Genomic DNA, 22828 nt, shown 5'->3' with positions numbered 1-22828 from the left:
CGTCCTACAGCGTCAGAAAAAACTGTTCGTCGCCACGGCGCAAGGTAACCCTTTCGTCGCCGATAGCGGCAAGCACCCAGCCTTCCGGCAAAGATGCCCCCGTGTACAATCTCTCGCCTTTGGCACCAATGACATAAGGGTTATCACCCAGCCAAACAGCCTGAAAACGAAAAGTTGGCTGGTCAGCAATCAGGCTCAATTTGGCATTACTGACCAATACTTGGCTGCTGCCGTAGCGCTGATCGAACCAGCGCTGCACTCCCTGCCAATCCTCATGCCGCTCGGGCGCGAATTCGCCCGACACTACCAGATGGTTGCCGGCATCGCTCACCTGTAGCCCATCAAGATCAGCCTGTTTCAATCGACCCTCCAAGGCCTCCGCAGGCGTTTCGTGCTGATCGCTTGTCAGTGCCGCCTCTACCGCTTGAGGATATAAAGTAGCGGTCGAATGTAGAGCTTCGGCAGAAATATTAGCGCCCGCTTCGTCCACTCCCACTAACTGATAAACGCCAGCGATACCGATAATTGTGCAAAGCGCAGTTAACACGGCTCCACGTCCAACTCGCTCGCCCCCGGAAGAATGGCGTCTTCGCGACAACAGCTTATGCGGCAGCGAGTCACGGGTGGCGCGCAATGCTGACTCAACTGCCTCGTAAGCCGATCGCAAGGCGGGCGGCAAAGAGGTCTCAGGACGCGAGAGTCGCAGCCGGGCGTCCCCCATAGCGAGAGTCGTAGGCAAGTCGATGCGCCGCCCAGTGCCTTGCGCCAGCGTTTCGCCGCCAATGATAACCTCCCCACCAACTGCTTCAATTGCTACCATCCGGGCGTGAAACCGCAGGATGACATGCTCAGCAGCGACACCCTCATCGCAGAGCATCACATCCGCCGGCTCCGCAGCGCCGATACGGCATACAGCTTGCTCCAGGGACACAGCTACGCCCTGATGAACACCCCCAGTCACTTGAATCGTCGAATAAACACCTGCGGACGGAGTGAATAACGAACCAATAGATGTCGTGAAAGAAGAGGCCATGAGCAAATACCTATCAATAAACCTCCTGCCTGCTGCTACAAATTACTTCCAGCGGCTGGCAAGAGGAAAATAAAACCGTTGAGACTACAAAAGCGTTATCAACAGCCAGCGGCGGCAAATACCACCACTGACCGATATGATGGCAATCCTCAGTTGTTTGGACGAGAGGACTTGGCGGTATCAACCTCCGTATTACCCTCCGTCTTGGCCTTGCTCACTTCCATGGATTTTTGAGCAGCTTCTTCGAAGACCTGCTTCAGCTGGCCAACATCAATACCTCCACCGCCGCCGTCACCACCAGCAGGAGGAACACCGTTCTCTTTCTTCGGTTTATCAAATGTAAACATTACCATCTCTCCTTTTATTCATGTTATGCCTCCATTGGAGTCAGAAGGCATAGCTTGTAAAGCACTTCTATAGAATTACAAATGCAGAGCTAGAAACCTAACTCAAAGCTCGTGAGCTGTGAGCCAACCTCGTTTTGATCAAATGAATCCACTTGGAGTACATTGATCATTTTTGTGCAAAAAAAATAGAGCTGCACAATGAAGCTAATACTTAATGTAGTTTAATCGTCAGACAACGCAAGGCCAAAATACGCTAAATGGACATAAAATCATGAGCTATTGGTTGGCAATATTAAATTCTGGCTTGACATGAACCGGTAATAAAATAATTATAATTAGGAAAAAGGAGGCCTAATATTTGCCCCTACCGTGCTTCAATTAACTCCCTTCGCCACTCTTAACAAATAGTTTCTTGGCGACCAGGTTTCACCTGACGCCCTGCTGAGATTATTCTATGAAACTATATGAAACATCTATGAGATCAGGGGCAATTCGGCAGGGTACATAACGACATTGAAAGTCTCATATCACCTCCCCCAGACCTGCAGCTTTTGTCCTTAATGAACAAAGCCAGCTTAGCAGTACCGTCTGAGCATTAGCTTCAATCAGTCGGTAATGCTCCCTCAAGTGCTCTCAGAACTAAAAACAGCCAATCTGCATCATGTTTTTCTAATTAAGACAACGTTTTTACAGATAGCATGAATGGCTTTCAAACAAGCCTGTCGATAAAATCTATGGCAAACCATCAAGAGCTTTCACGTGAATGGATTGAGAACTAATTTCCCAGAGGACGAAATCTATGCGCGATGATGACCAATACTCCCATACTGAAGAGCAGCTGCTGTATCTTCAAAAGCGGTTAGACGAGGAAGATACAAGCGCGTTAAAAGCGCTTTTCACTGAGCTCGACACCTTAGAGATTGCGCGCACACTTGAGTCTTTTCCTGCTAAAACCCGCGACTTGCTTTGGGAATACATCCCTGAAGAATTCATTGGTGAAGTGCTGGCAGAAGTCGATGAAGAGATTCGTGCCGACTATATTGAAGATTTATCGGCAAGCGACGTAGAGCAAATTGTTAAAGGGCTGGATGCGCAAGAAGTCGCAGAGGTATTAGATGTTGCTGCCGAGGCTATCAAAACCAGTGTTTACGCCAGTTTAGACCAAGAGATTCGCGCGCAAGTTGAGAACCTTCACGCCTATGAAGACAATGTGGTGGGGCGTTACATGGATCCTGAAACGGTCAATGTAAAACAAGGCGTCTCGCTAGAAGCCGTGCAACGTTATATTCGAATCTACCACCTGCTTGATGATGAATCGCAGCAAATTATGATCACCGATAAGGATAAGCGCCTGCTTGGCACCCTGACCTTAATTGACTTAATCAAACAGCCACAAGATGCCGTGGTTGATGATTATATGGATGATTTTTTTACCCTCAATGACCAAATGAAAGTCGGTGACGCGGCAGCATTATTGCGCTCTAAAGAACTCCACTTTGTGCCGGTCTGCGATAGTGACGGCTTATTGGTCGGCCAGCTAAATGCCACTGACGTACTCGAAATCACGCAAGATGATGCTGACATGACGTTAAAGCATTTGTCGGGCGTCAGTGACGAAGAAGAAGTCTTTACCCCGATTATGCGCAGCGCGAAAAGCAGGGGTATCTGGCTGGGCATTAACTTGTTGACGGCCTTTTTAGCGGCGTTTGTTATCGGCCAGTTTGAAGCCGTGCTAGATCAAATCGTTGCCTTGGCCATCTTGATGCCGGTCGTGGCCAGCATGGGCGGCATTGCCGGCAGCCAAACCCTGACCGTGGTGATTCGTGGCTTGGCACTTGGTCAGCTTGCAGGAAATAATAAACGCTGGCTGTATAACAAAGAGCTGTGGGTGGGCATGAGTAATGGTCTGGTGTGGTCGTTAGTGGTCGGCTTTATTTCCTACCTGTGGTTTAGCGACCCGCTGATTACGCTGGTGATCACACTGGCGATTTTTATCAATATGAGCCTGGCCAACGTATCGGGCGTACTGATCCCACTGGTATTGAAAAGACTGCAAATTGACCCGGCCCTTTCGGCCGCGGTGATTTTAACTACCGTTACCGATGTAGTGGGCTTTTTATCTTTCCTAGGCTTAGCCACGCTGATTATTTTGTAATTTTTGCTTCTTAGGCAGACGCTGGAGCGCTTTTGAAAAGACGCCCGCGTCTGGTCATAAGTTGCCTATACCGTCACCCACTGCCCTGCCTGGTCGGATTTTTCGATGGCATCAATGAGGTAATTCACGCGGGCAGCCTCACGAAAATCAGGATACAACGGGCGGTCGTTAACAATCCCTTCAATCAAGTCACGTACTTCGATAATTTTCTGGTCATTATAGCCCAAACCATGGCCAGGCGCCGGGCTAAACGCCGCATAGTCGGGATGTTCAGGGCCCGTCAACAGCGTCGTAAACCCGCGGCGCCCATTCGGTCCCTCGTGGCGATAAAGCTGTAGTTCACTCATACGCTCTTGGTCGAACACAATGGCGCCTTTGGTGCCGGTTAGCGTGTAGGCAAGGCCCATTTTTCGCCCTGCCGCCACGCGTGACGTTTCGATATTGCCAATAAGCCCGTCACTGAAGCGCAGCATTGCTTGCGCTTGATCGTCGTTTTCAACCTGGGCCATCCCGCTACCATCTGCCTTTGGACGCATGGGAATCACCGTCTGTAGCTGACCACATACCGATGTAATGCGCTGGCCAGTCAGAAACTCTGCCATATTAAGAATATGCGAGCCGACATCGCCTAACGCACCAGCCCCTGCCGTGGCACGCAGCGTATGCCAGTCGTTGGGTTTTTGAGGGTCAAGTAGGTAGTCTTCATTGTGCCGCCCACGGAAATGGATCAGTTCGCCAATTTCACCACTTAGCACGATTTCTCGCGCCAGCTGAGTGGCTGAATTACGAATATAATTAAAGCCAACTAGCGTTTTCACTCCAGCACGCTCAGCGGCCGCGACCATCTCGTCAGCATCCGCGGCGCTTAGCGCCAGCGGCTTCTCCGCATACACATGCTTACCAGCGGCAATGGCTGCAAGCGCCATTTCTTTATGCAAGAAGTTTGGCGAGCAAATATCCACCACGTCTACGTCGCTGTCCGCTACCAGCGCACGCCAATCATCTGTGGCCCTAGAAAATCCCCAAGCACTCGCCCGGCTTTTTGCCATCGAAAGATTTACATCCGCCAATAGCTCACACACGGGCTTAGCGGGGAGTTCAAAAACGCTAGGCGCTGCGTTAAACGCAATGGCATGCGCTTTACCCATAAAACCGGTGCCAATTAAGCCAATTCTGAGGGTTGTCATTGTCGCTATCCTGATCAATAAGGCCGGCCATAAACCGACGCCGGACGATTGCCTGGCGTTAAGCTATCTATTGAGACTGCCTCTACGCCACTACATCGTGGGCATTGAGAAATGATTGGTCTCTTCGCGGATGCCGCTAGGCCAGCGTTGCGTAATCGTTTTCATACGCGTATTGAAACGCACGCCATCAGGACCATGCATGTGTAAGGGGCCGAACAAAGAGCGCTTCCAGCCACCGAAGCTGTGGAACGCCATAGGCACCGGGATAGGTACGTTGACGCCCACCATGCCTACCTGGATTTGTTCGCAGTATTGACGAGCGGCATCGCCATCGCGGGTAAAGATCGCCGTACCGTTGCCGTACTCGTGGGCATTGATCATCGCGACGGCATCGTCGAAGCTTTCCACACGAGTGATCGCCAATACGGGGCCAAAAATTTCTTCTGAATGAATACGCATGCTGGGCGTCACGTGGTCAAACAGGGTGCCACCAATGAAGTAGCCATCGCCGGCACCATCAATGACGGTCTCGCGTCCATCGACGACCAACTCAGCCCCTTCGTCTACGCCGGTCTGGATATACCCCGCCACTTTGTCGCGGTGCTCACGGGTAATTAACGGACCCATATCGTTATCAGGACCATCGACCAAGCCGGGGCCAACCGTTAGCTTATCAAGCTCCGCCACCAGTTTTTCACGCAGGCGCTGGGCGGTCTCTTCGCCGACAGGCACAGCAACAGAAATCGCCATACAGCGCTCACCCGCCGAGCCGTAAGCGGCGCCCATCAGTGCACTCACCGCCTGGTCAAGATCCGCATCGGGCATAATCACCATATGGTTTTTTGCCCCGCCCAGTGCTTGAACGCGTTTGCCGTGGGCGGACGCCGTGGCGTAAATGTATTCAGCAATCGGCGTGGAGCCGACAAAGCTCACCGCCTGCACCCGCTCATCCGTCAGTAGTACATCCACCGCTTCTTTATCCCCGTTGACGACGTTAAAGACGCCGTCCGGTAGCCCTGCTTCCGTTAACAGTTCGGCTAAGCGTAACGGCGTAGAAGGGTCTTTTTCTGATGGCTTCATTACAAAAGTATTGCCACAGGCCAGCGCAATGGGGAACATCCAAAGCGGCACCATGGCGGGGAAGTTAAACGGCGAGATACCGGCACAGACACCCAGCGGCTGCATCATGGAGTAGCTATCGACCCCGGTGCCCACGTTCATGGAGTGCTCACCCTTTTGTAGATGCGGAATGCCGCAGGCAAACTCGACCACTTCCAGGCCACGCGTAACTTCGCCTTTGGCATCAGAAAACACCTTGCCGTGTTCGCTGGAAATAAGGCGCGCCAGCTCGTCAGTATGCTGCTCGACCAATTCTTTAAATTTAAACAGTATCCGGGCACGCTTAAGCGGTGAGGTTTTGGACCAGGCGCCAAATGCTTCATCCGCTATGCGTACAGCTTCTCGCGTCTCGTCAGCAGATGCTAGAGCGACCTGAGCGCTTTGTACTCCCGTAGCAGGATTATAAACCGGCGCAAAACGCTCACTGTGGTTTGAAAGGCGCTTGCCCTTTAGAAAATTCGATAACGTCAGCATAAAAATTCCTTAATTAAACAGTAGCGGTAATAGTGGCGTCGGCAATATCAAACCCTGCCTGCTCGGCAAGTTGGCGTAAGTTGCGGTGGCCCAAACGGGCGTAGGTCAGCGGGTGAGCTACCTCTGGGTCCTGTTCAGCTTCAACCACCAGCCAGCCTTGATACCCTTGTTCACAGAGATGCGTTAAGGCAGGTAAGAAATCGATATCGCCATCGCCCGGCACCGTAAACATGCCGTCAAGCACGCCATTTAAAAAGCTCTTATCGCGATTACGCACGGCTTCCAGCACCGGGAAGCGCAGGTCTTTACAGTGCACGTGGTGGATGCGATCGCTGTAGCGCTTGGCAATGGCGAGCGGGTCACCGTCGGCACCCCGCAGGTGGCCAAAGTCCAGCAATAAACCGACATCTCCGCTGGTGTTATCCATCAAGCGTTCGACGTCTACCTGGCTTTCAATCACCGTGCCCAGGTGATGGTGATAGACCAGCTGTATGCCTTGCGATTTAAGGTAGTAGCCGACCACATTCAGCCCGTGGGTAAGGCGCTGCCAATCGGCTTCGGCCAGGTGAGGACGCTGGGAAAGCGGGCGCTGCTGATCACCGTGCACACAGTGAGTGACTTCACACAGCACCATGACCTTAGCACCGCACTGTTTGAGCAAATTCATGTGGTCTTGTATGGCTTCAATCTCTTCTTCAGGGCTACGCGCTAGCAACTGTGCCGAGTACCAGCCAGACACCAGTGCGAGGTTGTGGCTATTGAGCACTTGCCCCAAAGCATCCGGCGTACGCGGAAACTTGTTGCCCAGCTCAAAGCCGCTAAAGCCTGCTTCGCGCCCTTCTTTCAGGCAGGTTTCCAGGGAGGTCATCGCGCCTAAACTAGGTAGGTCGTCGTTCGTCCATGTGAGCGGATTAATGCCTAATGTTACCGTGGGCATAATGTGATTCCTTATGATTGTTTAAGCATGCTCGACTAACGCGCTTGTTGCTGCTTGGCATCGCGGTAGCTCTGGTAGGCCGAATTGACCGCTTCCCGTTCAGAAACTTCGGGCACGGCCACTTCCCACCAGGCACCGCCTTCTTGGGTGCTGGGTAGCGGGTCGGTATCCAGGGCGATCACATAGGTGGTTTGAGACTGGCGGGCACGCACAAGTGCTTGCTCAAGCTCGGCAATACCGGTGACTGACTCAGACGCGCAACCTAAGGATTTGGCATGCGCAGCAAAGTCGGTTTTGGGCGCGCCAGCTTCGACCGGACGGCAATCTTCGAGCAGGTTATTAAAGCCTGCGCCGCCAGTGGCCTGTTGAAGGCGGTTAATACAGCCATAGCCGCGGTTATCCAACACCACCACTATCAGCTTGTGACCCAGCATCACCGAGGTCGCAAGCTCTGAGTTGTGCATCAAATAGCTGCCGTCGCCAACCATGACCACCACTTCGCGCTCGGGCTTGGCCATTTTTACGCCCAGCCCACCGGCAATTTCATACCCCATGCACGAGAAACCATACTCAACGTGATAGCTGCCGGGGCCTGAGCATTGCCAGAGTTTATGTAGCTCACCCGGCAGTCCGCCGGCAGCACACACCACGGTCGAGTCATCGCCTGCCTGACGGTTAACCGCGCCGATCACCTGGGCGTCGGTCGGCAATACCAGCCCTTGGTCAGCCGTCACGTTATGGACGACATCGGCCCATTCGCGCTTGAGCGTTGCGGTGCGTTCTCGCCAACTATCCGGCGCATGCCATTCAGCTAGCTCAGCGTCAAGCTGCTGCAAACCCACCCGTGCATCGCTGATAAAGGGCAGCGCATGGTGCTTGAGGCTATCAAAACGGCCGACGTTAAGGGCAATGAGCGTTTTCTCATCGCTTTCAAATAAGGCCCGCGACCCGGTGGTGAAATCTTGCAGCCGTGTGCCAATCGCCAGAATGACATCCGCCTGCTTCGCCAACTGGTTGGCGGCAGCGCTACCGGTCACGCCAATGGCGCCCACCGCACAAGGGTGGCGGTCCGCCAGCGCGCCTTTGCCTGCCTGTGATTCGGCAACCGGTATGCCATGCGCCTGGGCAAAATACGCCAGCGTTTCGCAAGCATCCGCGTAATGCACCCCGCCACCGGCAATGATCAACGGGCGCTTTGCCTGCTTAAGAGCAGCAACCGCTTGCTGAAGCTCATCCTGTGTTGGCGGCGCGCGGCGAATGCAATGCACCCTGGGGGCAAAAAAGCGTTCGGGGTAATCATAGGCAAAGGTTTGTACATCTTGAGGGAGTGCCAGCGTTGCAGGACCACAGTGCTCCGGATCGAGCAGCGTAGCGATAGCCTGCGGCAAGCTCGTTAGCAGCTGCTCCGGGCGGCTGATACGGTCGAAATAGCGCGACACGGGGCGAAAGCAGTCGTTAACGCTGATTAAAGGGTCGCCAAAATGCTCGACCTGTTGCAGCACCGGGTCAGGCGCTCGGGTGGCAAACGTATCGCCCGGCAACAGCAGGATGGGCAGACGATTAGCGTGTGCCAAGGCCGCGGCGGTGATCATGTTGGTGGCGCCCGGACCAATGGAACTGGTGGCCGCCATCAGTCGCTTGCGCCCATTGGCTTTGGCAAACGCAATCGCCGCGTGGGCCATTGTTTGCTCATTGTGGGCGCGAAACGTCGGCAAGTGGTCTTGAACGTGGTAAAGCGCTTCACCTAATCCTGCCACATTGCCATGGCCAAAAATCGCAAACACGCCTTCAAACAGTGCCACCTCTTGACCATCAACCTCAATACGTTGCGCGGCCAGATACTTAACCAACGCCTGGGCCATGGTCAGTCGAATAGTGCTCATTACGCCTCCTCCGAGTGAAGCAACGTGTGCCGCTGGCTTTCGCGCAGCTGCTGCCATGCCTGAATCAGCTCGGCATAATTAGTAGCTACCCGCTGCACCAGGCCGGCATCATCAATACGCCCTGCCAACCAATCGCGGCTGGCGCTGGCAAACAGCGTTCGCCCAACGGTAAAACCTTTGCAGCACGCGTGTTTAGCGGCTTCTTCAAAGCCACGCTTCATGTCATCCATGGGCGCGTCTAGCCCGAGCAGCACCACGCCGCGGCAATAGCTATCTTCTCGGGCGATGATCGCGCCCACTGCCTGCCAGGCCGCATCAGACATGGCGGGAAGCTTCCACCAGTCGGGATAAATGCCCAGGTTGTAAAGCCTCTGCAGGCTGCGCGGCAGCACGGTGGTGTCGCTGGGCATATCAGCGGGAGGAATGATCTCGATCAACAGCTCCAGCCCATAGGCACACGCGGCCTGATACAGCTGACGCAGGCGCTCTTCTTGCTCAAGACGCAGCGACAGTTCGTCATCAGGGTGATAGAACACCAGGCATTTAATGATGTGCTCGCGTGGCCAGTGGCGCAGGCAAGCACCTAAGTCGTCGCCGTGTTGAAAGCGCAGCGGGCGAGAACCGGGTAGCTCTACCGGCCTGCCAATCCACCAGCCGCGGCCACTTGCCAGGCTTAGCGCCTCTTGACCAAATACGTCGTCAACCAAAATCGCGGGCGTGGTGATATTGCCTAGCCGTGCGCCTTCTTGAGCTGCCTGCACAAGAAGCTCTTTCAGCACAGGCAACCGTGCAGGGTCGGTGTGTTCATCACGGGCCATATCAGTGAGCTGGCGGCGATGGTCAAACGCCAGCCCCAGCACTTCAGGCCATTGGGCCGGCACGCGTGTGGTCACTCGGTGCAAATGGTTCAGACGTTGATCGATATCGGGGCGCAGCACCTCATCGCGGCGGGCTAAATAATCCAACAACTCATCTTCTGTCGGCATTGCAGGAGCGCAGCCATGGCGAGAAACCACCAGTGCCCCGCAGGCGTTGGCATAATCGGCACTGGTTTGCCAGGATTCGCCGCGCAACCAGCCGCGTAATAGCCCGCTCATAAAGGCGTCACCGGCCCCCAGTACGTTGAGCACCTCGACCTGTACCCCTTTCACCAGAATGCCGTCTTCGATACGCTCGGGAATCGCCCCTTCTAATACTACGCAGCCCAGCGGCCCCAGCTTGCACACCAGCGTGGCATCGCTTACTTGACGTACCGCACGCAGGGCCGACAAAGTATCCGTACTGCCGCCGGCAATGTGAAACTCCTCCTCAGTGCCGACGATCAGGTCAAAATCAGGCAACCAGCGCTGTAGGTCTGCGGTAACTGAATCATCGGCGATAAAGCGTGTTTCACCATCGCCTGGGTTGGTCAGCCCCCAAAGAACGGGGCGATAGTCGATATCCAAAACACGTTTAACACCCGAGTTAGCCGCCGCCTCCAATGCCTTGCGACACGCCTTGCGCGTGGTATCGGTTGAAAGGTGGGTGCCGGTAATCGCCAGCGCCTTGGCCCTGGCGATAAAGTCTGGGTCGATAGCATTAGCATCAATGGCCATATCGGCGCAGTCGCGGCGATAAAACAGCAGCGGGAAACTTTCGCTATCCTTAAGTGCCAGCAATACCAGGCCGGTATGGCGCTCAGCATCCGTTTGTAGCGCAGACGTATCAACGCCCGCTCGCGCAAGTTCTTCGCGCACAAACTGCCCCATCTGCTCATCACCCACCCGTGACAACATGGCTGATTTTAGCCCTAGGCGTGCCGTGCCATAAGCCACATTGCCGGAGCTTCCACCTAGATATTTAGCGAAACTGGCCACATCTTCCAAACGACTACCAACCTGCTCGGCATATAGGTCGACAGCTACGCGTCCTAAACAAATGAGGTCTAACGATCGCTGGTGCGTGTCGTTGTTAAGCATAAACGTCTCCCCCACGCCACTGATCGTGGCATTGGTTATAAGTGGTCAAGGGCCTAACGGTGTCTTATTGAATTGACTCGGCCTTATAGTGAAAAGGCAGACCGAAAGCGTTCCAGCGCTAATTCGTCATCCTCGGCGGCCCAGCCTTCTAAGCCCACCGTGCCGCGATAGCCAATGTCATTCAGCGCGTTAGCAATGGCTGGATAGTTAATTTCGCCGGTGCCCGGCTCGCAACGCCCAGGCACATCAGCCACCTGCACTTCGCCGATGTAGGGCCCGCAGCGGCGAATCAACTCGATTAGATTGCCTTCACCAATTTGGGCGTGGTAAACGTCCAACATGATGCGCAGGCTAGTCCGGTCAACGCTTTCTACCAGCGCCAGCACATCGGCCAACCGAGCAAACGGAACGCCGGGGTGGTCAACGTCGGTATTGAGGTTTTCAAGCACAAAGGTAACGCCGTGCTGCTCGCCTAAATCCGCCAGCCGGTTCAAGGTTTCCCGCGCTTTGAGCCACATAGCGCCGGTCATCTCTTGGCAAGGCTTAACGGGTAACCCATTACCATCTAGCCCGGTGCCGTGAAGGTTAAGGCGCGGGATCCCCAGGCGCTTGGCGACTTCTACCGACTCGGTGGCGGTGCGCAGCAGTTCATCAGCCCCGGCGGCGTCTGCCAGGGTGCCGCTGACATAGCCGGTCATGGATGAAAGTGTCGCCCCGCTCTTGGCGAGTGCATCAATGTCGTGCTTAGTCCAGTCCCAGATTTCGACTTGGAAGCCCCGCTCAGAAATACGCTTAATGCGCTCCATCATGGGCAAATCGCAGAAGATCATTTCAGCACAGACGGCCAGCGTGAACGGCGATGATGGTGTTAATTGATTCATCATGCTTCCTTAGTAGCCGCTAGCATTTCGCGGTGAAGATTGCTCAGTGCTGCTTGTTACATCGGCAGGCTGAGTGTCTTGATCAGCTAAGCTGGCTTTCTTGGCTTTATCGTCTCGTTGGAATTCCGCAAGCTCTGCATCCAGGCTTTCAAGCTCTGCGCCACCTGCCATCATATTGAGCACTTCTTCGCGGCTGACTTCCTCTTTGCGGAAGGAGCCTAAACTGCCGCCGCGTGACAATAGGGTGAACGCATCGGCCACTGGGTAAGCATGGTGGACGTTGTGGGTAATAAAGATGACCGCAAGCCCATCCGCGCGGGCTTTAGCAATGTAGCGCAGTACCACGGAGGCCTGCTTGACCCCCAGCGCTGACGTGGGCTCATCAAGAATCAGCACTTTGGCGCCAAAATAGACGGCACGGGCAATCGCCACACACTGGCGCTCCCCACCGGAAAGCGTGCCCACTGGCTGGCTTGGGTCGCGTACATCAATACCGATTTTAGACATTTCCTCCTTGGCAACCCGGTCGGCGTATTTCCAGTTGATGCGCTTGAACGGCCCCCAGCCCACCGTCGGCTCACGACCCATAAAAAAGTTACGGGTAATCGACATTAAAGGCACCATCGCCAGGTCCTGGAAAACGGTGGCGATACCGGCGTCGAGTGCGAAGGCGGGTGACTTAAAGCGGGCAGGCTTACCATCCAGCAGCATCTCGCCGTGAGTGGGTCGATGGACGCCTGACAGGGTTTTGATCAGAGTAGACTTACCCGCGCCATTATCTCCGAGTAGGCACATTACCTCACCGGAATAGACCTGCATCGAGATATCACTTATGGCGATGACACTACCGAAGTGCTTGCTGACGCTGCGCATTTCAATCATTGGAGTGCGTGTAGTCATGTTATTTAGCCTCCATCGCCTTTTTGCGCATGTAGTTGTTGAATAACACCGCCACCAGCAACATCACGCCCAGAAAAACCTGGAACCAGTCAGTATTGACACCGGTGTAGAAAATTCCCATTTGCACCATGCCGAAAATCAGCGCCCCCAGCGCGGCCCCTATCGCAGACCCATAGCCTCCGGTCAGCAAAGCGCCACCGATCACCACCGCGATAATCGCTTCCAGCTCTTTTAGCAGGCCACGGATGGTGTCCGCCGAACCGGTGTCCATCACCTGAATACAGGCAAAGATGGTGGCCGAGAAAGCGGTGAACATGAACAGTGAAATCTTGACGCGATGGACGGGAACGCCCGAATTGCGCGCCGCATTGGCATCGCCACCACTGGCGAAGATCCAGTTTCCGTAAGGCGTGCATAGCAGCACCCAAGTCGCTACAGCGGTTAAGCCCAGCCACCAGACAATAGACACAGGAATGCCGGTGACCGTGGGATTGCCCGCAAAGTTGGTCGCCATCCAGCCATTTGCCGCCATCCAACTAAATAATCCCGTAGCGACTTCTCCAGAGAAAAGCGCCGCGAACCAATCTCCTGGGATATGCTCCTGCACTCCCCCCACCTGAGTACGCCCCGTCAATAACCGGCTAGTACCGATAGCCAGGCCACGCAGAATGAACAGGAAGCCCAGGGTAACGATAAATGACGGTAACCCCGTTTTATTGACCAGATTCCCGTTAATCCAGCCCACCAGGCCCGCACAGGCGAACGCCATTAAAATAGCGGCCCACAGCGGCCAGCCATACTCCACTGCAGGAATGGCAATCAGAATGCCTGCCAAACCAATCATCGAGCCAATCGAGAGATCAAATTCTCCGCCGATCATCAGCAGCGCGGCGGCCGTGGCGATAATGCCGAGCTGAGCGGCGACTTCAAGAAAATTAATAATACCCGCTGGGGTAAACATCCCGGTGCCACTGGAAGCCGCTATAAAAAAGGCAAGCACCAGCACGGCACCGGCCAGCGCCCCCAACTCGGGACGGTTAAGCGCTTTCTTCCAGAGAGAGACTCTCTGGATACGCTCATCTTGCTCAGCCGCTACTGGCGCAACCGATGGTTTCGTTTCAGTGGAACTCATGGTGACCGACTCCCAAGGCTCGACATCGCCGAGCCTTTTCCGATTAGGTAGTTATCAACGGATGCCCTGGCTACTTAGCTCAATAACCTGTGCAGCGTTTTCTTGAGTGACAAACCCAGGGCCGGTGGCAACATCCCCTGCGGGTAGCAGTCCATTCTTGACGAACTGATCTAGGAACATGACGGGCAAGTAGCCTTGCATGTACTGCTGCTGGTCGATCGCGAAGTCCAGCTCGCCCGCATCAAGGGCTTCCAGAATGCCAGGCGAGAGATCAAAGGTAGCTAGAGTGAACATCTCGGTAGCGCCTTGATCGCGCATGGCACTAATCATTGGCTCAGCGGCTAGGGCGCCTAGCGTTAACACACCGCGAACATCATTGTTCTGATTAAGATAAGCGATAATGGCATTTCGGATGGCCGTGGGGTCGTACGTCGTTGCTAGCTGCTCGGCGTTACCGTCAAAGCCATCGACAAAACCGTCACAACGCTGATCAAGCCCCTGATTGCCTTGCTCATGGTTAACGCAAACGCCTTTCTCGACGCCCATCTCTTGCATGCGCTCGGCGGCTTGGCGGCCCGCCTCATACTCGCTTTGCCCGATATGCAAGCGGGCACCGTAATTGCGCGCCACGTCGCCTCCGGAGTTAATCGTGATAACGGGAATGCCGTTATCCACCGCATTTTGAACAACGCTGCCGAGTGCACTTTCATCGGTGAAAGACAGGATTAAACCGTCTGGCTGAGACGCCACCGCCGCCTCCACGAGCTGCTGCATCTTGGCCATGTCGAAGGTTGAAGGTGCACGATACTCAAGCGTTGCACCCACTGTTTCAGCGGCCGCTTCTGCGCCATTTTTAACCACTGACCAGAAAGGGTCCGAGGGAACACCATGGGTCACCATGACGAAGCGGTTCTCTTCTTGTGCCTGACCTTGTGCTTGCACCTGTGCGGCCCCCGCCATTAGCGCGGTGGTGGCCGCTGAGGCTAAGAGCCATTGAGGCCAGCGGGATAGAGATAGACGTGCCATAAATAATTCCTCTTAACGTTATCGTTGTTGGTCGAGAAGCGGCATTTAATGCCTTGGCGCTATGAAATATAGATTCCACATCGACCCTATTGCAAACTATTTATTCTATACTTTGGTATTATTGGAATATTTATTTCACTTGAACTAGACTACATAGCAACTCGCCATTTGGCTCTGAGATTGCCAAGTGGCGCACAATCTAACGCTGAGGAATGTTTATGCAGCAGCCTCCACAAAAGCAGCCTCCACAAAAGCAGCCTCCACAAAAGCAGCCTCAAAGTTATCGCGAGCTGGAAGCGCTAATGAGTACTGAGTACGCCACGCTGAGCAAACGCTTGCAGCAAACCGCGCGCTTTATGCTCGATCATCCTCAAGAAGTCGCACTCGCGACCGTAGCGAAAATCGCTGAGCAGGCCGATGTCACCCCTTCCACGTTAATTCGCTTAGCCAATAGTTTGGGGTTTAAAGGCTTTTCTGAAATGCAGCAGCTGTTTCGCAGTCGCTTGGTAGATGAGCTTCCCAACTACACTGAGCGAATTCGCGCGGTGCGCAGCGCCACCGGAGAAACGCCCGACAGCACGCAGCTACTATGGGAATTTGCCGATGCTAATCGTGCCGTTTTAGAGCAATTGCCTAGTCGCATTGACCCAGAAAGCCTGGAAAAAGCGCTGGATATTTTTGAAAAAGCCCATGCTATTCATGTGATGGGGGCACGGCGCAGTTTTGTGGTGGCTAGTTATATGACTTATGCCCTGGCACATGTGGATAAGCCCGCGTTGCTGGTTAGCGGATTGGGCGGTATGTACCGCGAGCAGTTACGTGCAATGAGCCAGCACGATGCTCTCTTAACGATTAGTTTTTCGCCCTATGCCGAAGAGAGTCAGCGTGCGTGTGAAGGTGCTAAGCAACGGGGCTTGCCTATCATCGTAATTACGGACTCCCACCTTAGCCCACTCGCAAGTTTTGCCGACGTGGTCTTTGTGGTTAACGAAGCCGAAGTAAAAAGTTTCCGTGGTCTAACTGCCTCACTGTGCTTGACGCAAGCCTTGGCAATCAGCCTGGGAATGCGTCAGGACAAAGCACGCGAAAAAGCCATTCAGCAAGATCAGCAACGCAACCCCTAAACACGGACATCCGCATAGACGCGGCTACAATTACAATAGGAGAAAGACGATGAGACTTGCACTCATTGGTGCTGGACGCATTGGCAAGGTGCATGCCCAAGCGATTCATTCACACCCCGACGTAACGCTGGCTGCCGTGGCTGACTTTTACGCTCCCGCCGCCGAGGCGTTGGCAAATCAGTATGCAAGCCAAGCCGTCTCTGTAGACGCTATTTTTGCAGATGACAGCATCGACGCAGTGCTAATCGCCTCTAGCACGCCCACCCACGCCGAGTATCTAGAACGTGCAGCGCGCGCAGGCAAAGCCGTTTTATGTGAAAAGCCGATCGCTCTGGATTTAGCCCGCACTCGTGATGCCCTTCAAGTGCTTAGCGAGCACCCCGTGACCTGCGCGCTGGGCTTTAACCGCCGACATGATCCCCAGTTTTCGGCCCTTAAAAAAGCGGTTACCGAAGGACGTATTGGTGCATTGGAAACGCTGACAATCATCAGCCGCGACCCCTCTCCCCCGCCTGCCGAATATATAGCCGAGTCCGGCGGCCTGTTTCGGGACATGATGATTCATGATCTTGATATGGCCCGCTGGCTGCTAGATGAGCCGATAGAAAGTGTTTTTGCCGTAGGCAGTAGCATCATCGACCCATCCATTGGCGAAGCAGGTGATGTCGATACGGCTATGGTCACTCTCACCACGGCCAGTGGAAAGCTCTGCCAAATCAGTAATTCGCGTCGTGCCTGCTACGGCTACGACCAACGTATTGAAGCCTTTGGTAGTCAAGGTATGCTTCAGGCACAAAATGAAAGCGATACTCGTCTGCGCTTCACCGGCGAGGCAGGACAAATAGAAGATAAGCCTCAGTGGTTTTTCTTAGAGCGCTACGCACAAGCGTACCGGCTTGAAATCGGTGACTTTGTTGATGCCTGGCAGGAGAACCGCGCGCCGCTTGCAGGCGCACAAGATGGTTTAGAAGCGTTGCGTTTAGCCGATGCCGCCGAGCTCTCGTTGCGAGAAGGCCGCAAGATTCTACTGCAGACTGACACAGCCTTTACTAAATAAAGGAGCAACGCATGTCATCACTACTAGTACGCCCCGCTGCCCCGGATGAAAAAGGCACCGTTATTAACGTTACCCCCGCCTCTGCGGGCTGGGAGTATGTCGGTTTCCGTGTGCATAAACTCGCCAAAGGAGAACGCCTGGAAGCGAGCACTAACCACCAGGAAGTATGCCTCGTACTGCTGACGGGACGTGCGAATGTGGCAAGCGGCGAGCACTCTTTCGAGGACATCGGCGAACGGATGGATATTTTTGAACAGATCCCTCCTTACGCCGTTTATCTACCCAACGACGTTAGCTATCAAGTGGAGGCCACCACGGATCTGGAGCTGGCGGTCTGCGCGGCCCCAGGCCACGGCAATCATTCGCCACGCCTAATTGCCCCGGACAACATCAAACAAAGTACACGTGGGCAGGGTACTAACACGCGCCATGTGCACGACATCCTGCCTGAAGGCGAACCGGCAGACAGCCTGCTGGTGGTCGAAGTGTTTACCCCCGCCGGCAACTGGTCAAGCTACCCACCCCACAAACACGATGTGGATAACTTACCCCAAGAAACCCGGCTGGAAGAGACCTACTACCATCGCATTAACCCTGCCCAAGGCTTTGCGTTTCAGCGTGTTTATACCGACGACCGGTCTCTTGATGAAACGATGGCCATCGAAAACGGTTGCTGCGTACTGGTGCCCAAAGGCTACCACCCTGTGGGTGCTGCTCATGGCTACTCGCTCTACTACCTTAATGTAATGGCAGGCCCTAAGCGTGCCTGGCAGTTCCATAACGACCCCGATCATGAGTGGATGATGGAAAGCTAAATCGACGCTCAGTTTTTCAACATCCTGCTTTTCGATAGCCTGCTTTGCCTGCTAACGACTGTCTAATGCTATGCTGTTGTGCCTCGCTCACGCGGGGCTTTTTTTTACCACCCCTTTAAAGCATATAGAGGCCCCTCATGCTGCCCGACTACTCCGTTATCGCCTGGCTGTTGATTGTGTTTTCCGTCTACCTGACCGGCATCTCAAAAGGTGGTTTTGCGGGGGGCTTCGGTACGCTTTCAGTGCCGTTGATGGCGCTGGCGATTAGCCCCGCTCAGGCAGCGGGCCTGCTGCTACCACTATTGCTGGTCATGGACGTGTTCGCGGTAAAAGCGTGGTGGGGCAAGCATGATATAGCCGAAGTCTGGCGCTTTGTGCCGGGGCTGTTCGTCGGTGTTGCCGTGGGGACGCTGTTGTTCGACCGCCTAAGTGAAGAAGGCTTACGTCTGACACTGGGTGCTATCACCTTGCTGTTTGCCGCTTACATGCTGCTTAAACCCGTCGCCAAGAAACCTATTTCCACCCGATGGGCGTTACCGGCTGCCACCATCTGCGGTTTTACCAGTTTTATGGCCCACGCCGGTGCACCGCCGCTGAACGTTTATATGCTGCCGCGCAAACTGGCCAAAGAAACCTTTATCGCGACCTGCGCGGTGACGTTTGCGGTGGTTAACGTCATTAAACTGGCGCCATACATGTGGCTTGGCGAGATTAACGTGACCAGCGCCTGGGCCTCGCTGGTGCTGGTGCCGATTGCCTGGATTGGGGTGCGTAACGGCTTGTGGCTACAAAGCCGAGTTAACGAAAAGCTATTCTATCGTTTAGTAATTCTGGCGATGTTTTTAGTAGGCTTTAACTTGATATGGCAGGCGCTGACATAGAAAAATGCTTATCTAAAGCGTGAGGCGACACAATATGCGAAGGTGTTCGCCAGTCTAAGCATCGCCACCCTTCTACACTCGCTACCTCAGCCAGCACTGGGTCGGGGTTCACCGCTACAGGGCAGTCAACGTACTGCAATAAGGGCAAGTCGTTACGTGAATCAGAGTAAAACGTGATGTGACTAGGCGTTACCTGTTGTTCCGCTAACCACTGTTGAAGACGTAAGACCTTTCCGCCGCGATAAGAAAAGATGCCCTCGCTACCGCCGGTATAGCGTGCTTGTTCATTAATACCGCTTTCGACACTAGGCTCTACCGCCAGGACGTGATCAATACCTAGCGTCACCGCCATGGGCGCCACCAAGTGGCGGGAAGAGGCTGAAATCAGCACCATTGTATCGCCAGCCTGGCGGTGCGACTCCAAACACGCCCATGCTTGGTCGAAAATACGCGGCTGCAGGTGGGTCGCAACAAACCGCTCGACCTCCTTTTGAACATCAACAACACGGCGCCCGCGCAGCGGCTTCAGCGTCATCGCCAGATACTCTTCAAGCTTAAGCTTTTCCGCGTGGTAGGCCTGCTGCATCAGCTCTGCACGCGCCATAAAGGTCTCGGCATCGCTGATCCAACCTTGCTCTATCATCCATAGGTTCCAGCGGGCGCTGCAGTCTCCGTCCAGAAGCGTGTCATCAAGGTCAAACAAGGCCAGGCGCATAGCGGCACTCCTCTCATCGTGGGCTCGCGGTGCGTAGAGTATGCCAAGGGCCATGACAAAACGATGACGCTGTTAATCCCTCTCTTTATCGCTCGCTATCAGCGCTCGGTAACGCATCCCGCCATGAGTAAGTCGGTGCGAAACCGACAAGACGACGTGCTTTGTCATTGCTATAGAAAGTTTCGAACTCGCCCATCTCGCGCCTGAGCGGCACGTTCGGGTAAAAGCGTTCAATCACCTGGGCATTCGTCAGGCCAACCGAAAGATCGTTATTGGCAACATTGAAGATCTCGTAACCCAGGCCATCTGTCTTCAGGCAACAGTCGACCATCTGCCCCAGATCACGCGCATCAATGTAGGCGAAGATATTGCGCTGGCGCATAGCCGGTTGATCTAAAAAGTCCGGAAATAGCTCGGCGTATTCATGCGGCTCAATAACGTTATTGATTCTTAAGCCGTAGATATCGATACCTGAGCGCGCCTGAAAGGAACGCGCCGTTACCTCATTAACCACCTTGCTCATAGCATAGCTATCCTGGGGAACGGTGGGATGCTCCTCATCGACCGGCAGATAGTCCGGTGTCTTCTCACCATCCGCAAAGCAGATGCCGTAAGTGGTCTCGCTGGAGGCAAAAATCACCTTAGGAATACCTAGCCGAGTGGCGGCATCCAGCACGTTATAGGTACTGAGTGTATTAATACGATAGGTTTCATTATCCGGCCGGTGCAGGATAGCGGGAATAGCGGCGAAATGGACAATAGCATCGTAACGCGGCACGCCGGTGCCCGGTTCAAGCTCGTCGATCCCTGCGTAAGCTTGGCATGCATTAAACACCTGGCCAGCGTCCGTCAAGTCGACCTTCAGAGTGGTGATACCGGGCACGTCGGACACAATCCAATCCAGATTGGTGACTCGGTGGCCCTGATCGCGCAGGTAGGCCGTCGCATGACGACCGGCCTTACCGCTGCCACCAGTGAAGAGAATTCGCATGGAGACTCCTTAATGAACAGAACGAACCATTCCTCTTTAGCAAAGAAATGCCCAGGACTGACTGATCGAAGGCAGGGCTTACTAAAAGGACTTGTGCACTGGATTAGGAGGTTAGCCGCGCGGCTACCAAGAGTATCAGTTAAGCATCCAGGCACTTTCAAAGCAGCCTGGATGCTGCCTTATGGCCAATCCGTGCGTTTATTTATTCATAGCTTCAGGCAAGTAGAGGGCGATGCCGGGAAAGATATGCATTAATGCAATCGCCAGCAGCATCAGTAGGAAAAACGGCAGCGTGGCCTTGGTAATGGTCAGAATATCTTTACCGGTTAATCCTTGAATCACGAACAGATTAAAGCCAACTGGCGGCGTAATCTGCGACATTTCAACCACTACGACCAGGTAAATACCAAACCAAATCAAATCGAAGCCCGCAGCGCTTACCACCGGCATAATAATCGCCGTCACCAGCAGAATCAGCGAGATACCGTCGAGAAAACACCCCATCATCAGCAAAAGCAGGGTCAGTGCTACCAGCAGCATGGTGGGTGAAAGCCCCATTTCACTAATCGCTTGAGCCAGTTTCATGGGCACTTGAGTAAAGCCCATCGCCGAGGTTAAAAATGAGGCGCCGGCAATAATAAACGCGATCATGCAGGCCGTACGGACAGCGGCAAACAGTGAGTTTTTGAAGATATCGCGATCAAAGTGACCGTTAAAACGTGCAATCACAATCGATAGCACCACACCCACCGCAGCCGCCTCAGTGGGCGACGCTAACCCACCATAGATTGAAAAGACAATGCCGCCGATCAGTAGCAAAATAGGGACGAGTGACCACGTATTACGCAGCTTTTCCGCAAAGCTCATGTCCGACTCATCTTCACCGGTAAGCCCTTCACGATTGCCTTTAAGCAGCGCCCATAAAATGAGATAGGTCATAAACATTGCCAGGATCATTAAACCGGGGCCAATCCCTGCCATAAACAGCCTGGAGATCGACTGCTCAGTCACCACACCGTAGACGATCAGCACGATAGACGGTGGAATCAACAGCCCCAGCGTCGAGGCGCTGGCCAGCGTACCAATCGCCATATTGCTGTCGTAGCCCCGTCGTTCAAGCTCTGGTAGCGTCATCTTGCCCACCGTAGCGCAGGTCGCCGCGGAAGAGCCGCACACCGCAGCAAACATCCCGCTGCCAATAATATTGGTATGAAGTAAACGGCCAGGCAGTCGATTCAGCCAGGGTGACAGGCCGCGAAACATATTGTCGGCAAGGCCTGAGCGAAACAGTATTTCACCCATCCAGATAAACATAGGCAGTGCGGTAAGGTCCCAGCCGTAGCTAGCCCCCCAAAAATCTGAGGCTAAGATCGACCCTGGTGAGAACGAGCTGAAGAACTCTAATGCTATCCAGGCAGTGCCGATCAGCGCGAAGGCGATCCACACCCCGCTGCCAAGCAACAGCATAAGAGTAAGAATGGTAGCCAAACTTAGTAATAGCACGCGGGCGTCTCCGGAATAAAAAGCATGGGCTGAGTAAGTACAAAGTGAGTTGTCATAGACTTAGCAGACATAACCTCAGTGCATCTCACTGTCATCCGTCGCGGTGGCCTCGCGAAAGCTCGAGGGGTCGCGGGCGGCGATGCGCAATGCCATCAACAAGGCTTCGATAAGGGCCAAACACAGCAGGCCGACGCTCGTCGCCAGCACTGTTTGGGGAATCCATAGCGGAATCGACAAAAATCCTGAGGAAACATCGTTATACGCCAAACTTTCTCTTGCCAGCTCAATCAGGCCGTAACTCAGTATTAGGCTGATCGCCAGCGCAATAATTAAACAAAATACTTCAAACCAAACGCGCACGGCCGATGGCAGACGTGCAATCAGCAGCGTCACACGAATATGGGCATGGTGCACAAAGGTGTAGGCTAATCCTAAAAAGGTCGCCCCTACCAGCAGGTAAGAAGCCAGTTCCGAAACGCCGGTAATACTTAAACCCAGGCGGCTCAAGCCAACCAGTACAAGCAGAGCATCTATCAATCGAAAGGTCACCTGGAACGCGATGAGCGCACAGATAGCCACCATACACGCCGCTGCTCCCCAAGCTCCCAGACGATAGAGTTTGTCGAATTTAAACGTCATATTCACAGTCTCGCGAAGCACATGGGAAAAACAGAGGGTCTGGCCAAAGCCAGCCCCTCACAAGAGCTATC

General features: G+C 54.2%; 20 protein-coding genes. 5 read left to right on the top strand and 15 right to left on the bottom strand.

All coding sequences use genetic code 11. From position 1 onward, the window contains the following. Positions 1–4: 4 nt before the first annotated feature. Entirely contained in the window at positions 5–1033 is a 1029-nt protein-coding gene (locus ACT3TF_RS06875) for a SctD/MshK family protein (protein ID WP_096277439.1), read from the bottom strand. Between the two features lie 149 nt (positions 1034–1182). After that, positions 1183–1380 (bottom strand): hypothetical protein, encoded by a 198-nt coding sequence (locus tag ACT3TF_RS06870; protein WP_096277437.1) that lies wholly within the window; start codon positions 1378–1380, stop codon positions 1183–1185. A 799-nt stretch (positions 1381–2179) separates the two neighbouring features. On the opposite strand from ACT3TF_RS06870, the gene mgtE reads away from it, so the two are divergent. Further along, the gene (gene mgtE, locus ACT3TF_RS06865; RefSeq protein WP_096277435.1) at positions 2180–3535 is read left to right on the top strand and encodes a magnesium transporter; all 1356 of its coding nucleotides are present in this window, start codon (positions 2180–2182) and stop codon (positions 3533–3535) included. A 65-nt stretch (positions 3536–3600) separates the two neighbouring features. Here the strand turns inward: mgtE and ACT3TF_RS06860 are convergent, their stop codons facing one another. From ACT3TF_RS06860 to ACT3TF_RS06820, 9 genes are all read right to left on the bottom strand, one after another. Beyond that, positions 3601–4722 carry a Gfo/Idh/MocA family protein gene (locus ACT3TF_RS06860; RefSeq protein ID WP_444671860.1) on the bottom strand — a complete coding sequence of 374 codons (1122 nt, stop codon included), beginning with the start codon at positions 4720–4722 and terminating at the stop codon, positions 3601–3603. A 90-nt stretch (positions 4723–4812) separates the two neighbouring features. Beyond that, positions 4813–6315, bottom strand: coding sequence for a CoA-acylating methylmalonate-semialdehyde dehydrogenase (locus ACT3TF_RS06855; protein ID WP_444671859.1), 1503 nt, complete (start codon positions 6313–6315; stop codon positions 4813–4815). A gap of 13 nt (positions 6316–6328) precedes the next feature. Then, on the bottom strand, positions 6329–7252 hold the full coding sequence (gene iolE, locus ACT3TF_RS06850) for a myo-inosose-2 dehydratase (RefSeq protein ID WP_444671858.1): 924 nt from the start codon (positions 7250–7252) through the stop codon (positions 6329–6331). A gap of 35 nt (positions 7253–7287) precedes the next feature. Beyond that, a complete protein-coding gene (iolD, locus tag ACT3TF_RS06845) occupies positions 7288–9135 on the bottom strand; it encodes a 3D-(3,5/4)-trihydroxycyclohexane-1,2-dione acylhydrolase (decyclizing) (RefSeq protein WP_444671857.1) in 1848 nt (615 codons plus the stop codon). After that, positions 9135–11093, bottom strand: a complete 1959-nt coding sequence (locus ACT3TF_RS06840; protein WP_096277423.1) for a bifunctional 5-dehydro-2-deoxygluconokinase/5-dehydro-2-deoxyphosphogluconate aldolase — start codon at positions 11091–11093, stop codon at positions 9135–9137. The genes iolD and ACT3TF_RS06840 overlap by 1 nt, the downstream gene beginning before the upstream one ends. A gap of 83 nt (positions 11094–11176) precedes the next feature. Continuing rightward, entirely contained in the window at positions 11177–11974 is a 798-nt protein-coding gene (locus tag ACT3TF_RS06835; protein ID WP_444671856.1) for a TIM barrel protein, read from the bottom strand. A 9-nt stretch (positions 11975–11983) separates the two neighbouring features. Next, complete coding sequence (locus ACT3TF_RS06830; RefSeq protein ID WP_444671855.1) at positions 11984–12874, bottom strand: ATP-binding cassette domain-containing protein; 891 nt, start codon at positions 12872–12874, stop codon at positions 11984–11986. 1 nt (position 12875) lies between these two features. Continuing rightward, complete coding sequence (locus ACT3TF_RS06825) at positions 12876–14006, bottom strand: ABC transporter permease (RefSeq protein ID WP_096277417.1); 1131 nt, start codon at positions 14004–14006, stop codon at positions 12876–12878. 54 nt (positions 14007–14060) lie between these two features. Beyond that, positions 14061–15032 (bottom strand): sugar ABC transporter substrate-binding protein, encoded by a 972-nt coding sequence (locus ACT3TF_RS06820; RefSeq protein WP_096277415.1) that lies wholly within the window; start codon positions 15030–15032, stop codon positions 14061–14063. 218 nt (positions 15033–15250) lie between these two features. Here ACT3TF_RS06820 and ACT3TF_RS06815 point away from each other — a divergent pair, with 218 nt between their 5' ends. From ACT3TF_RS06815 to ACT3TF_RS06800, 4 genes are all read left to right on the top strand, one after another. Further along, on the top strand, positions 15251–16156 hold the full coding sequence (locus tag ACT3TF_RS06815; protein WP_444671854.1) for a MurR/RpiR family transcriptional regulator: 906 nt from the start codon (positions 15251–15253) through the stop codon (positions 16154–16156). 49 nt (positions 16157–16205) lie between these two features. Continuing rightward, complete coding sequence (gene iolG, locus ACT3TF_RS06810) at positions 16206–17213, top strand: inositol 2-dehydrogenase (protein ID WP_444671853.1); 1008 nt, start codon at positions 16206–16208, stop codon at positions 17211–17213. Between the two features lie 11 nt (positions 17214–17224). Next, entirely contained in the window at positions 17225–18028 is an 804-nt protein-coding gene (gene iolB, locus ACT3TF_RS06805; protein ID WP_096277409.1) for a 5-deoxy-glucuronate isomerase, read from the top strand. Between the two features lie 137 nt (positions 18029–18165). After that, a complete protein-coding gene (locus tag ACT3TF_RS06800) occupies positions 18166–18909 on the top strand; it encodes a sulfite exporter TauE/SafE family protein (protein WP_096277407.1) in 744 nt (247 codons plus the stop codon). Here ACT3TF_RS06800 and ACT3TF_RS06795 read toward each other — a convergent pair. The 4 genes from ACT3TF_RS06795 to ACT3TF_RS06780 all read right to left on the bottom strand — a co-directional run bounded on the left by ACT3TF_RS06795 (position 18881) and on the right by ACT3TF_RS06780 (position 22757). Then, positions 18881–19624 (bottom strand): HAD family hydrolase, encoded by a 744-nt coding sequence (locus ACT3TF_RS06795; protein WP_444671852.1) that lies wholly within the window; start codon positions 19622–19624, stop codon positions 18881–18883. The genes ACT3TF_RS06800 and ACT3TF_RS06795 overlap by 29 nt on opposite strands. An 85-nt stretch (positions 19625–19709) precedes the next feature. Further along, positions 19710–20615, bottom strand: coding sequence for an NAD-dependent epimerase/dehydratase family protein (locus ACT3TF_RS06790; protein ID WP_444671851.1), 906 nt, complete (start codon positions 20613–20615; stop codon positions 19710–19712). A gap of 198 nt (positions 20616–20813) precedes the next feature. Next, positions 20814–22118: a TRAP transporter large permease gene (locus ACT3TF_RS06785; RefSeq protein WP_444671850.1), complete on the bottom strand. Its 1305-nt coding sequence runs from the start codon at positions 22116–22118 to the stop codon at positions 20814–20816. 75 nt (positions 22119–22193) lie between these two features. Beyond that, positions 22194–22757 carry a TRAP transporter small permease gene (locus tag ACT3TF_RS06780; RefSeq protein WP_441685370.1) on the bottom strand — a complete coding sequence of 188 codons (564 nt, stop codon included), beginning with the start codon at positions 22755–22757 and terminating at the stop codon, positions 22194–22196. Positions 22758–22828: the final 71 nt, after the last annotated feature.

Origin of the sequence: Halomonas sp. AOP25-F1-15, from assembly GCF_052378675.1 — a bacterium.
GTDB lineage: Bacteria > Pseudomonadota > Gammaproteobacteria > Pseudomonadales > Halomonadaceae > Vreelandella > Vreelandella casei.
The sequence above is the reverse complement of the archived record's forward strand: the minus strand, read 5'-3'. Positions and strand labels throughout refer to the sequence as shown.

Coding starts and splice junctions, on each gene's coding strand:
- ACT3TF_RS06875 (WP_096277439.1), bottom strand. CDS start 1,033: ATGGCCTCTTCTTTCACGACATCTATTGGTTCGTTATTCACTCCGTCC.
- ACT3TF_RS06780 (WP_441685370.1), bottom strand. CDS start 22,757: ATGACGTTTAAATTCGACAAACTCTATCGTCTGGGAGCTTGGGGAGCA.
- iolB (WP_096277409.1), top strand. CDS start 17,225: ATGTCATCACTACTAGTACGCCCCGCTGCCCCGGATGAAAAAGGCACC.
- iolD (WP_444671857.1), bottom strand. CDS start 9,135: ATGAGCACTATTCGACTGACCATGGCCCAGGCGTTGGTTAAGTATCTG.
- iolE (WP_444671858.1), bottom strand. CDS start 7,252: ATGCCCACGGTAACATTAGGCATTAATCCGCTCACATGGACGAACGAC.
- iolG (WP_444671853.1), top strand. CDS start 16,206: ATGAGACTTGCACTCATTGGTGCTGGACGCATTGGCAAGGTGCATGCC.
- ACT3TF_RS06835 (WP_444671856.1), bottom strand. CDS start 11,974: ATGAATCAATTAACACCATCATCGCCGTTCACGCTGGCCGTCTGTGCT.
- mgtE (WP_096277435.1), top strand. CDS start 2,180: ATGCGCGATGATGACCAATACTCCCATACTGAAGAGCAGCTGCTGTAT.
- ACT3TF_RS06790 (WP_444671851.1), bottom strand. CDS start 20,615: ATGCGAATTCTCTTCACTGGTGGCAGCGGTAAGGCCGGTCGTCATGCG.
- ACT3TF_RS06825 (WP_096277417.1), bottom strand. CDS start 14,006: ATGAGTTCCACTGAAACGAAACCATCGGTTGCGCCAGTAGCGGCTGAG.
- ACT3TF_RS06800 (WP_096277407.1), top strand. CDS start 18,166: ATGCTGCCCGACTACTCCGTTATCGCCTGGCTGTTGATTGTGTTTTCC.
- ACT3TF_RS06840 (WP_096277423.1), bottom strand. CDS start 11,093: ATGCTTAACAACGACACGCACCAGCGATCGTTAGACCTCATTTGTTTA.
- ACT3TF_RS06855 (WP_444671859.1), bottom strand. CDS start 6,315: ATGCTGACGTTATCGAATTTTCTAAAGGGCAAGCGCCTTTCAAACCAC.
- ACT3TF_RS06815 (WP_444671854.1), top strand. CDS start 15,251: ATGCAGCAGCCTCCACAAAAGCAGCCTCCACAAAAGCAGCCTCCACAA.
- ACT3TF_RS06860 (WP_444671860.1), bottom strand. CDS start 4,722: ATGACAACCCTCAGAATTGGCTTAATTGGCACCGGTTTTATGGGTAAA.
- ACT3TF_RS06830 (WP_444671855.1), bottom strand. CDS start 12,874: ATGACTACACGCACTCCAATGATTGAAATGCGCAGCGTCAGCAAGCAC.
- ACT3TF_RS06795 (WP_444671852.1), bottom strand. CDS start 19,624: ATGCGCCTGGCCTTGTTTGACCTTGATGACACGCTTCTGGACGGAGAC.
- ACT3TF_RS06820 (WP_096277415.1), bottom strand. CDS start 15,032: ATGGCACGTCTATCTCTATCCCGCTGGCCTCAATGGCTCTTAGCCTCA.
- ACT3TF_RS06870 (WP_096277437.1), bottom strand. CDS start 1,380: ATGTTTACATTTGATAAACCGAAGAAAGAGAACGGTGTTCCTCCTGCT.